This is a genomic window from Edaphobacter sp. (assembly GCF_035763405.1).
Classification (GTDB): Bacteria; Acidobacteriota; Terriglobia; order Terriglobales; family Acidobacteriaceae; genus Edaphobacter.
In genome coordinates this window covers 1-11,398 of sequence record NZ_DASUBE010000165.1, presented here as the reverse complement: position 1 = coordinate 11,398, position 11,398 = coordinate 1, and the positions used below count along the sequence as shown (strand labels likewise).

9 protein-coding genes are annotated in these 11,398 nt (G+C 59.6%); 5 read left to right on the top strand and 4 right to left on the bottom strand.

Features of this window, described 5'->3' with window-relative positions; genetic code table 11:
- Window positions 1-207: 207 nt before the first annotated feature.
- Together VFU66_RS15305 and prfA are read right to left on the bottom strand one after the other, a co-directional pair.
- Entirely contained in the window at window positions 208-1,056 is an 849-nt protein-coding gene (locus VFU66_RS15305) for a VOC family protein (RefSeq protein WP_326447137.1), read from the bottom strand.
- Between the two features lie 90 nt (window positions 1,057-1,146).
- A complete protein-coding gene (gene prfA / locus VFU66_RS15300; protein ID WP_326447136.1) occupies window positions 1,147-2,223 on the bottom strand; it encodes a peptide chain release factor 1 in 1,077 nt (358 codons plus the stop codon).
- A gap of 239 nt (window positions 2,224-2,462) precedes the next feature.
- On the opposite strand from prfA, the gene VFU66_RS15295 reads away from it, so the two are divergent.
- Complete coding sequence (locus VFU66_RS15295) at window positions 2,463-3,500, top strand: aldo/keto reductase (protein WP_326447135.1); 1,038 nt, start codon at window positions 2,463-2,465, stop codon at window positions 3,498-3,500.
- 223 nt (window positions 3,501-3,723) lie between these two features.
- Window positions 3,724-5,520 (top strand): glycoside hydrolase family 35 protein, encoded by a 1,797-nt coding sequence (locus VFU66_RS15290; protein ID WP_326447134.1) that lies wholly within the window; start codon window positions 3,724-3,726, stop codon window positions 5,518-5,520.
- 173 nt (window positions 5,521-5,693) lie between these two features.
- Here VFU66_RS15290 and VFU66_RS15285 read toward each other — a convergent pair whose 3' ends face one another.
- A complete protein-coding gene (locus tag VFU66_RS15285) occupies window positions 5,694-7,328 on the bottom strand; it encodes a DHA2 family efflux MFS transporter permease subunit (RefSeq protein ID WP_326447133.1) in 1,635 nt (544 codons plus the stop codon).
- Window positions 7,329-7,518: 190 nt separating this feature from the next.
- On the opposite strand from VFU66_RS15285, the gene VFU66_RS15280 reads away from it, so the two are divergent.
- From VFU66_RS15280 to VFU66_RS15270, 3 genes are read left to right on the top strand one after another with little or no spacing between them, the layout of a single operon-like run.
- Window positions 7,519-9,168: a M1 family metallopeptidase gene (locus VFU66_RS15280; RefSeq protein ID WP_326447132.1), complete on the top strand. Its 1,650-nt coding sequence runs from the start codon at window positions 7,519-7,521 to the stop codon at window positions 9,166-9,168.
- A gap of 56 nt (window positions 9,169-9,224) precedes the next feature.
- Window positions 9,225-10,007 carry a zinc ribbon domain-containing protein gene (locus tag VFU66_RS15275; RefSeq protein ID WP_326447131.1) on the top strand — a complete coding sequence of 261 codons (783 nt, stop codon included), beginning with the start codon at window positions 9,225-9,227 and terminating at the stop codon, window positions 10,005-10,007.
- 33 nt (window positions 10,008-10,040) lie between these two features.
- Window positions 10,041-10,568, top strand: coding sequence for a 5' nucleotidase, NT5C type (locus VFU66_RS15270; protein WP_326447130.1), 528 nt, complete (start codon window positions 10,041-10,043; stop codon window positions 10,566-10,568).
- A 162-nt stretch (window positions 10,569-10,730) separates the two neighbouring features.
- Here VFU66_RS15270 and VFU66_RS15265 read toward each other — a convergent pair whose 3' ends face one another.
- Window positions 10,731-11,168 carry a DUF2251 domain-containing protein gene (locus tag VFU66_RS15265; RefSeq protein ID WP_326447129.1) on the bottom strand — a complete coding sequence of 146 codons (438 nt, stop codon included), beginning with the start codon at window positions 11,166-11,168 and terminating at the stop codon, window positions 10,731-10,733.
- Window positions 11,169-11,398: the final 230 nt, after the last annotated feature.

The following is an 11,398-nucleotide window of genomic DNA, read 5'->3' as shown; positions in this document are numbered from 1 at the left end:
ACGGAGGTACGAGTCGCCTGAGAGGCGGGCAGCAGCTTCAACGGCAGCTTCGCGTAGGGTCATGGCGGGTGTGGCTGTTCCTTCGAGAGAGGATCGTGACACAAGGAACACAATGCGGGGTTCTTCGCTTCGCTCAGAATGACAAGCTAAAAAATGACTCCCTCAGGATGCCACCTCAAGAACGCTCGTAACAACTATCAAGCTGCGTTAGCGGGCGACGATGCGGATGATATTGCCGTCCGGGTCGAGCACTGTGAGTATGCTCCCGACTTTGGTGAAGGCGATGTGCTGCTTGCGGAGCAGGTGCTCGGAGCGTGAGAGGCTCTGAGTCTGGAGCGTGATGCGGGCGCGGTTGCCGAGTGTGGCGGCAGGGACAAGCTCGACCTGCTCGCCCGAGTCGCCGGGGAGATGGAAGAGTGTCATGCTGCCGGTGACGGGCTTGAACTCAAGCTGATTGACGTAGAAGTCGCGCGCGGCGGCTGGGTCCTTGACAGCGAGCGTGACGACCAGCAGCTTGTCGGCGACACGATTGGATCCGAGGTTTTTGCCGCGGTCTTCCCAGTGGCGCGAGCCGGGCTGGTACTGCGTGTACTCGATGTTCTGCGGGCCGAAGGGCTGATCGGGGCCGTTCATGGTGAACAGGAGATTGCCCGCGCCAGCCTTGCGCACCTTCGAGCGTGGCGTGAGGCCGCGCGTGATGTAGTCCTGATAGACGGTCTCGAGATCGACGCCCTCGAAGCAGAGATGGAGGAAGCTGGGGTCGGGGTTCTTCGTGGTCGTTGGGTAAAGCTCGATGAACTGCGTGTCGTTGACCTTGACGAAGGCCTCGTTGACCTGGCCGTTATGGTCCAGCGCAAAGGGTTGCTCGTAGCCCAGCTTCTGATAAAAGGCGGTGGAGGCTGCAAGATCATGCACGCGGATGGCAATGTGCGCGATGCCCGCAAGCGGCGGCGGCGCGCCCGGGTCGGTAAGCGCCGGAGCACTGGCGGCGAGAAGAGTAACGACAACTGCTGCTGCGACGCGCGCGATTCTGCGAAGGCCCGGTCTCCGGTTCATGGTTTCTCCATTTTGCTGATGCATAAGGATTGTCGCCCACGAACAGCAGTCGTGCCAAATTGGGATTGGTTGATGGGCCGACTTCCCGCTTCAGGCGGTTGCGGTTTCCGCTTTTAGTTTTTCCGCGACATCGTGTGCGATGAGGGCGTCGATGGTGGGTTGCAGCATTCCTTCCATGACCATGTTGAGTTGATGGTTGGTCAGGCCGATGCGGTGGTCGGTGAGGCGGTTCTGCGGGAAGTTGTAGGTGCGGATCTTTTCCGAGCGGTCGCCGGTGCCAACCTGCTGCTTGCGGTCTTTGGCCTGCTGCTGGTGGATGCGCTCTTCTTCGACCTCGTAGAGGCGGGCGCGGAGGACGCGCATGGCCTTTTCGCGGTTCTTGATCTGCGATTTTTCGTCCTGGCAGCTTACGACCGTGTTCGTGGGGATGTGGGTGATGCGGACGGCGGAGTAAGTCGTGTTGACCGACTGGCCGCCAGGTCCGGAGGAGCAGAAGGTGTCGATGCGCAGGTCTTTGGCCTCGATCTTGATGTCGACCTCTTCGGCCTCTGGCAGCACGGCCACCGTGATGGCGGAGGTGTGGACGCGGCCCTGCGTCTCTGTGGCGGGCACGCGCTGCACGCGGTGCGTGCCGGACTCGTACTTCATCTGCGAGTAGACTTTGTCGCCCTCGAAGATTGCCGTGACTTCCTTCATGCCGCCGCCGATGCCGGTCTCGGATGTGGAGAGGACTTCGACGCGCCACTTGTGCTGCTCGGCGAAGCGGAGATACATGCGGAACATCTCGGAGACGAAGATGGCGGCCTCGTCGCCGCCGGTGCCGGCGCGCAGCTCGATGATGATGTTCTTGTCGTCGTTGGGGTCTTTGGGAAGGAGCATGACCTTGAGTTGCTCCTCGATCTCGGCTGCGCGTGGTTCGAGGGCGAGGAGCTCGGCCTGCGCCATCTCCTTGATGTCCGGGTCGGAGTCGGCGAGCATGGTTTTGGCTTCGGCGATGCCCTGTTGCACGGTGCGGTATTCGCGGAACTTTTCGACGGTGGGTTCGATGTCGCGGTGAGCCTTGGCGGTCGCGGCAAACTTCTTCTGGTCGGTGACGAGCGTGGGGTCGGCGAGCTGATGGCCGAGGTCTTCGTAGCGTGCTTCGAGTTGGTCGAGGCGGTCGAACATATAGAAAAATCCTTATAGCAAAAAGTCGCTTGCAGTTGTTTCTGGGGAATGATTGGAGCGAACGGGCGCAGCTAGGCAAAGTCGTGACGGCGGGCTTTGCCGTACACGCGGGAAGTGTTCACCGGGTTTGCGCTGACGCTCATAGCTCTTCTTAAGATGTTACTCTCGCCCGGGCTGTTGCGGAAAAATGCCCTGGTAGATGCCGAACGGAGAGGCGATTTAGTGGCATCCTAAACATCATGGAATATAGACAGCTTGGCAGATCAGGATTGAAGGTGCCGGAGCTTTGCTTCGGCTGCGGGACGTTCGGCGGGCATAACGACGAGTTCTTCAAAGCATGGGGCGCGGCGGATGTCGCAGAGGCGAAGAAGATGGTGGACATCTGCATGGATGCCGGCATCAACTTTTTCGATACCGCGGACATCTATTCCAGCGGCAACAGCGAAGCCGTGCTGGGCAAGGCGATTGACCATCTGGACCGCGAGGACGTGCTGATCTCGACCAAGGCGACGTTCCGTCTGGGCAAGGGGCCGAACGATGTGGGATCGTCGCGCTATCACCTGATTCAGTCGGTGGAGCGGAGCCTGAAACGCCTGGGCACGGACTACATCGACCTCTACCATCTTCATGCGTTCGATGCGACCTCGCCGGTGGAGGAAACGCTGCGCGCGCTTGACGACATGGTGAGCGAGGGGAAGATTCGCTATATCGCCTGCTCGAATTTTTCCGGCTGGCACCTGATGAAGTCGCTCGCGGTGAGCGACCGCTATGGGTGGTCGCGGTATGTGGGGCATCAGGCATACTACTCGCTGGTTGGGCGCGACTATGAGTGGGAGTTGATGCCGCTCGGGCTCGACCAGGGCGTGGGCGCGCTGGTGTGGTCACCGCTGGGATGGGGCAGGCTGACGGGCAAGATCCGGCGCGGACAACCGCTGCCCAAGGACAGCCGGTTGCAGTCGAAGATGGCGTTTGATTCGGGGCCGCAGCCGGATGAGGAGTATCTGTACCGGGTTGTCGATGCGCTGGACGAAGTGGCGAAAGAGATGGGCAAGACCGTTCCGCAGGTGGCGCTGAACTGGGTGCTCGGGCGGCCTTCGGTTTCGACGGTTATCATCGGCGCACGCAATGAGGCGCAGTTGCGGCAGAACATCGGCGCGACCGGATGGAAGCTGACCGCGGAACAGATTGCGAAGCTCGATGCGGCCAGCGAGTTGCCGCGCACGTATCCGTACTGGCACCAGTTGCAGTTTGAGGAGCGGAACCCGAAGCCGGTGTAGGACCTCAGAGGGCGATGAAAGAGTCTGTTTGCCCTGACTGGAAAGAAGGCCCGGAACTACAGACGGTGCTCTGGCGACACTGAAACCGGTTGCACGGCTTCGAAATAAATCGTTAGTATAAGTAATGGTTTGAGGTTCGCAATCGTTGCTGGCCTTGCTCCCATTCTTTGACGGTGAGGGATTTGTGCGCTCCAGACTGATCATTCTTTTGCTTGTTTGTTTTGTGATTTGCGGAAGTGGCTTTGCGCAACCTGCTGTTCAGCACAGCTTCGCGGTCGAGGGCAACCACTTCGCGCTCGATGGTAAGCCGTTCCAGGTGATCTCGGGCGAGATGCACTATCAGCGCATCCCGCGCGCGTACTGGCACGAGCGTCTGCGCATGGCGAAGGCGATGGGACTGAACACCATCACGGTGTACGCCTTCTGGAACGAGCATGAGCCGAAGCCGGGTGTGTGGGACTTTACCGGCAACAACGACGTGGCTGAGTTTGTGCGCGAGGCGCAGCAGGAGGGGCTTTACGTCGTTCTGCGGCCGGGGCCGTATGTGTGCGCCGAGTGGGAGTGGGGCGGCTACCCGTCGTGGCTGCTGAAAGACCACGGCATCGTCGTGCGCTCGACTGACCCGAAGTTTATGGGGCCTGCGCGCGAGTATCTACAGCAGTTGGGCAAGCAGTTGGCTCCGCTCCAGATTGGCAACGGCGGGCCAATCATTCTGGTGCAAGTTGAGAACGAGTACGGCTCTTACGGCAAGGACCATGCCTACGTGGAGGCGATCCACAAGGCGTTGGTCGATGCCGGGTTTACCAAGTCGCAGCTCTACACGGCGGACGGGCCAGAAGAGGTTCCGGACGGCTCGCTGCCGGAGCTTCCCGCAGGGATCAACTTCGGCGGCAGCGGCCTGCATTCGGCGGAGCACGCATTTGCCACGCTGAAGAAATACCGCCCCAACGGGCCATTCTTTAACAGCGAGTACTGGGCGGGATGGTTCGATCACTGGGGCAGCAAACACGCGCACACGAGCGTTGCGAACGAGGCCGGGAACCTGGACTGGATCCTTAAGCAAGGCTACTCCGTAAGCATCTATATGTTCCATGGAGGTACTAGCTTTGGCTGGATGAACGGAGCCAACAGTGACGACAAGGGCAGCTACGAGCCGGACGTGACCAGCTACGACTACGACGCACCGCTTGACGAGAGCGGACGACCCACAAAGAAGTACTACGCCTTCCGTGATGTCATAGCGAAAGACACCGGAAGAGCACTGCCTCCGGTTCCTGAGGTTGCTCCAGCCATCAGTGTGCCCGCCGTGAAGCTTACAGAGGCCGCGTCGTTGTGGAAGAACCTGCCAAAGCCGGTTCATTCCGCACAGGTGCTGAGCATGGAAGATGTAGACCAGTCGTATGGATACATCCTTTACCGCACGAAGCTGAAAGACGCGGCTTCGGGCGAGCTGGTGCTCGACCAACTTCACGACTACGCGCAAATATATGCAGACGGCATTTTGGCGGGAACACTGGATCGCCGCTTGAGGCAGGACCGAATGTCGCTCGATATGAAGAAGGGGGAGCAGCTCGATATTCTGGTCGAGAATACGGGGCGTGTGAACTTCGGCCATGCACTGCCGGGCGAGCGCGCGGGCATCACCAAACAAGTGACGCTTGCAGGCAAGGTGCTGACCGGATGGGAGATTTACTCGCTGCCGATGACGGCGGTCGATGCGATGAAGTACTCGACGAAACCTTGCACAGGTGCGTGCTTTTATCGCGGCAGCTTTGACCTGAACGCAACGGGCGACACGTTTCTGGATACGAGCGCCTTTACCAAAGGCGAGCTGTGGTTGAACGGCAGTCCGTTGGGGCGCATCTGGAACATTGGCCCGCAAAAGGCGCTGTATGCTCCGGGGCCGTTCCTCAAGCAGGGCAGGAACGAGATTGTTGTCTTCGACCTGAAGGGCAAGATGGGCGGCTCCGTGGAAGGTATGGACAAACCCGAACTGGACTGGGGCGGCGCGGCCAAATAGAGCATCTTGCCTAAAACTCCAGTTCGGTGCAACCCGAAGCGAGACGCAGATTCCCTTCGGGGAATGACAACAAATCCAATGACAACAAATCCCGCCGCGGAGAGTGGGGTTGCGAGGATTCGCGCTTCAGGGAAAATGCTCTACAGGCTTGAACATTCCTTCGATGCCGCGTCTCAGTGCCCGGCTGAGGGGTCGATGTGTTTGGGCGGCCGAGGGATGAGGAACACCAGCGGCAACATGCAGGCGCAGAAGACGGCGAGGTACTGGATGATGTCGAGGTAGGCAAGCATCGCAGCCTGCCGGTGGAGCTGGTTGTAGATGAAGGCCTCGGCCGTGTGGATGGCCTGCTGGCCGGTGCCGAAGGCGTGCTTGAGCGCCTCGACCTGATTGACGAAAGCCGGGTTGGCCATGGTGAGGTTGCGCACCATGTTGGTCTCGTGCGCTGCAGTGCGGCGCGTGAGCATGGTGGCCATGAACGCAGTTCCGCAGGAGCCGCCGATGTTACGCGCCAGATTGGTGAGGCCAGAGACGTCGTTGTTCTCCGACTGCTTCACGCCGATGTAGGAGATGGTGTTGATCGGAATGAAGAGGAACGCCAGCCCCGACGCCTGAAAACATCGCAGATAGACCAGATAGCTGTAGCTGACCCCGAGGTTCATCGTATGCATGACGATGAGCGCGGCGGTGAGCATGATGAACCCGTAGGCGATGAGCTTGCGCGGATCGACTCGGCCCACGAGGAAGCCGACGACGGGCATCATGGCCATCATTACAAGTCCGGCGGGAGACAGTACGAGTCCGGCAAGTTCTGCCGTATAGCCCATGAGCGTCTGGACCATCTGTGGAATCAGGACGGTCGTCGCATAGAGCGCAAAGCCGAGCACGAACATCAGGATGAAGCTGATGGCGAAGTTGCGTTTGTAGAAGAGCGTGAGGTTCAGGATGGGTCGATGGCCGGTGCGAAGCTGGCGCAGCTCCCACCAGATCATGAAGACAAACGCGACCACGCAGGCGACGGCGAAGAAGACCATGAGATGCGAGGAGAACCAGTCGTCCTCCTGGCCCTTGTCCATCAGGAACTCGAGCGAGCCAAAGGTGGTGGCGAGCAGACCGAAGCCGAGGAAGTCGAGCTTGATGCCGCCCTTTTGCGTCTCGGCAACCTGCTTTTTGACGTAGGGCGGGTCTTCGACGATACGGGAGGTGAGGAAGAGCGAGAGCAGGCAGATGGGGACGTTGAGGAAAAAGATCCAGCGCCAGTCGAAGTGGTCGGTGATGTAGCCGCCGAGCGTGGGGCCAATGGCTGGAGCGACGACGACAGCAAGACCGTACATGGCGAATGCCTGTCCGCGCTTGGCCGGGGGGAAGGTGTCGGCGAGGATCGCTTGCTCAGACGGTGCAAGACCGCCGCCGCCGATGCCCTGCAGGACGCGGCAGAAGACCAGCAGCGGCAGTGTCGGTGCGAGACCGCAGAGCGCCGAACTGAGGCCGAAGAGCGCCACGCAGATCATGTAGAACTTCTTGCGCCCGATGAACGTGGTCATGTAAGCGCCAGCCGGAAGGACGATGGCGTTTGCCACGAGATAGGCGGTCAGCACCCAGGTGGCTTCGTCCTGCGTCGCGCCCAGGCCGCCTGCGATGTGCGGCAGGCTGACGTTGGCAATCGAGGAGTCGAGCACCTCCATGAACGTAGCCAGCGTCACGGTCATGGCGACGATCCACGGATTGATGCGTGGACGCCAGGGACGCTCGGCTTCGGTGGACGCAGATGGCCGTTGCGCCTCGGGTAATTCTAGGACGGTGGTCGCCATTTTTTAACCGGATAGTTAGATTGTACCGGTATGTGGCCGGATTCAGAGATTTACAACCAGACTGAAAAAATCGAACGTTAACCGTTTGGTAAAAATGCAACCCTGTGGTTTCTTGCACTTATCGACAATGAGTAGCTTTCCTAACAACTGCATTGGCGGGCGTGGCCCCGGACGCGATAGGCTTTCTGCAATGAAAAAACAGCAGTTTCTTGGATTGCTTGCCGGAGCCCTCGTGCTCGGAGTTGTGATTTCTGTCCCGGCCACAGGTCAGGGCTCACCCGCGGCAGCGCCGCCGACGTACGATGTGCTGCTGCGCGGGGGCTATGGCCCGTATCGCGCGAACAACGATCTGCTCTACTACCACCTCGACATCCGGGTCGATCCGGTGAAGCAGTTTGTCAGCGGCAAGAATACGATTCGCTTCAAGATGCTGGCCGACGGCACGCGCATCCAGCTTGAGCTTTATCCCACCATGCAGATCGACCGCATCCTGCTGGGCCGCACCGAGCTCAAGTACGAGCGCGACGGACGTACGGTGTTAGTCGATTTTCCGAAGACGCTGCACAAGGGCCGCACCTACTCGATCGACTTCTACTACTCCGGCCAGCCGAAGGCGCAGGGTCGGTTCGGCTGCTTCACCTTTAAAAAAGACACCGCAGGCACGCCGTGGATTACGACGGCCTGCGAGGGGACAGGCCCGGACATCTGGTGGCCCAACAAGGAGCAGTGGCGCGATGAGGTGCGCAGTATGCGCATCAGCGTGGCCGTGCCGAATGGCTTGATGGATGTCTCCAACGGTAAATTCGACGGGAGCAAAGACCTGGGCGACGGCTACACGCAGTGGAACTGGCACGTGCATTACCCGATCAACAACTACGATGTCGCGCTGAACATCGCCAACTATCAACACTTCTCTGACAGGTACAAGAAGCTGCACCTGGACTTCTATGCGCTGCCTGAAGACCTCGCCAAGGCGAAGACGCAGTTTACACAGGCGAAGGGGATGCTGGAGGCGTTCACGCACTACTTTGGCCCATATCCCTTTCCGAAGGATGGCTACAAGCTGATTGAAGTTCCGTACTCCGGCATGGAGCACCAGAGCGCGGTCTCCTACGGCAATCTCTTCAAGAACGGCTACCTGGGCCGCGACTGGACCGGCGTAGGCATTAGTCCGCGTTTCGATTTCATCATCATTCACGAGAGCGGGCACGAGTGGTTCGGCAACAGCATCACGGCTGCCGACAAGTCGGACATGTGGATCCATGAAGGATGGACGACGTATCTGGAGGGCCTGTATGTCGAATACCGATGGGGCAAGGCCGATGCGTTGAAGTATCTGAATGCGTACAAGTCGAAGATCGCAAATAAGGAGCCCATTATCCCCGCGCGCGGCATCAACGCCGAGCCTCCGGAGGACCAGTACTTCAAGAGCGCGCTGATGCTGAATACGCTGCGCAGCATCGTGGACGACGATGCGCGGTGGTTCCGGCTGATCCACGACTTCTATCAGCACTTCAAATATCAGAACATCATGACGGAAGATGTTGTCGCGTGGTTCAATCAGCAGACCGGGATGAACCTCACGCCTGTCTTCGATCAGTATCTGCGCCATACTGCAATTCCTGTGCTGGAGCTGAAGTTCAATGCAGCCGACGGGACCGTCGCCTACCGCTGGAAGGCGGGCGAACAGGACTTCGCTATGCCGGTACGCGTGGGAGAGAAAGACCATTGGCTGTTGATCCATCCCACGACCGTATGGCAGACCATGAAGACACCCCTGACTGAGGAGCAGTTTGGCGTTGCCACCGACCTGTATTACGTAGACGTGAGCAAGTCTTGAGCAGGCAAGGGCGATTGGCGTAACAATGGTATCGAAACACGACGAGAGGGCACGAGATGCATCCTGATCTTGAAAGACTGATAGTGCTGCAACGGCACGACATCGAGGCGAAGCGGCTCCGCGAGGAGATGGCTGCACTTCCCACGCAGGTGGCACACCTTGAAGCGAAGCTCAAGGCGGCCATCGAGCGGCGCACCGAGACAGCCGATTCGATTGCGAAGGAAGAGGGTCTGCGCCGCCACCAGGAGTCCGACATCAAGGACCAGCAGGCGAAGATCGCGAAGGTGCGCAAGCAGTTGGATATGGCGACGACCACCGTGCAGGTGACATCGTTTGAGCACGAGATCTCGTTTGCGCAGTCGGAGATTAGCCGGCTTGAAGATGCTGAACTCGAAAGCATGGAGCGCGGCGAATCGTTGGCTGCGCAGAAGTTCGAAGCCGATGAGTCTGTCGTTTCCGCCGAAAAAAATCTTGAACGCGAGCAGGCGCGCGCAGCCGAGACGATGGCGCAGGATAAAGCCGCGCTGGCAGCGGTCGAAGAGAAGCGTGTCGCTGTGCGGGCAGAGGTTGGTGAAGACGCGCTCTCGATGTATGACCGGATTGCGAAGTCGAAGGGCGTTGCCGTCTCCGAGGGCGTGGACCAGAAGTGCTCCGTGTGCCAGATGTTGCTGCGCCCGCAGAAGTGGAACGACCTGCGCGACCGCGACAACAATGAGACGATGATGACCTGCGAGAGCTGCGGGCGCCTGCTCTATTACGACCCGGCGCGGGACGCTCCGCAGCGCAAGACGGTGCAGTCAGAGAGCATCGCGGCCTCGATCGTGCGCTCGTCACTCTAGCAACGGCAGTCAACCATTAAAGGCAGAGCATCTGTGAAGCGAATTGCTGTAGACATGGACGAGGTGATGGCCGACGCGCTTGGCGAGCACCTGCGGCGCTATAACAGACACTTCGGCGAGCAAGTCACGACGGACGACCTTGAAGGAAAGTGGCTGTGGGACGTGGCCTCGACCGACCGGCACCCTGTCATCGAAAGCCAGATGCGGTCGGACGACTTCTTTGCCGTGCTCGAAGTGATGCCGGAGTCGCAGCGCGTCATGCGGCGTCTACAGATGAACTATGAGGTCTTCATCGCGACGGCCGCAATGGAGGTGCCCACCTCGTTTGAGCAGAAGTTCCACTGGCTCGAACGTCACTTCCCTTTCATTCCGCCCTCACACATCGTCTATTGCGGCGACAAGAGCATCCTGCGTGCCGACTATCTGATTGACGACAATCCGCGTCAACTCCGTCGCTTCCAGGGCGAAGGCATCCTCTTCACCTCGCCGCACAACCTTCGCGTGAAAGGCTTCAAACGCGTGAAGGACTGGCTGGATGTGGAGAAGCTGTTTCTGGGATAAGGACAGGGTGTAGGGAATAGGGTGTAGGGAATAGGCTCGGGCGAGCTCCTGGAGTCGTTGTTTCAGGGATGGCACGTTCTTCCATCAGCAAATGAGCGGTCTCTTGATTGCGTCTGGGATAAGTGCGATGAACTATCGTTTTCTATTCCCTATTCCCTGCTTCTATGCGTAGAGGGCCGCCTCGAACTGCTCCAGCGCCTCTTCGGACCAGGCGTGCGTGGACTTGCGCCATGTGTCGCCCTTCTCTTCGAGGAAGTTGGGAAAGTTCATGCGGCAGTAGCCGGCTCGGGCGTCGAAGTCGTAGAGCGCCTGCGGCGTGCCGTCGAGGTAGAGGACGGCCTTCAGGCCATCGCGCGACCACTCGACCGTGGCGATGCGCTGCGGTTCGGGGCGCTTGAGTTCGGCATCGCTTTTGGCAAGCGCGGCGACGTTGTAGATGAGCATCGCATCGAGGATGCTGTGCTCGTGCTTCTCCTGCGAGCGGTCACAGGCATAGAAGTAGCCCGCGACTCCCTCGTCCTCGAAGACAACGGTCCAGGGGACGATGGACGAATCGACGGAGAGAAAGGCGCGACCGGGCGTGAAGGAGAGCGACTGCATACTCTCACGATACGATAAAGGCAGGGACTTAGGGGCCAGGGAACAGAGACTGAAGAATCTGGAGGAGTTGGCGGTGCGCGGCAGATGAAGTTCTGGAAGATTGAGATTGGCCGCCCACAGCGGCTGGCTGCGCTGCTGCTGCTGCTGTTTCTGGCCGAGTGCCTTTGGGTTGTCAACCGGCAGGAGCTCTCGCCCGCCGACTATCGCTACGCCATGTGCGGACGTCAGAT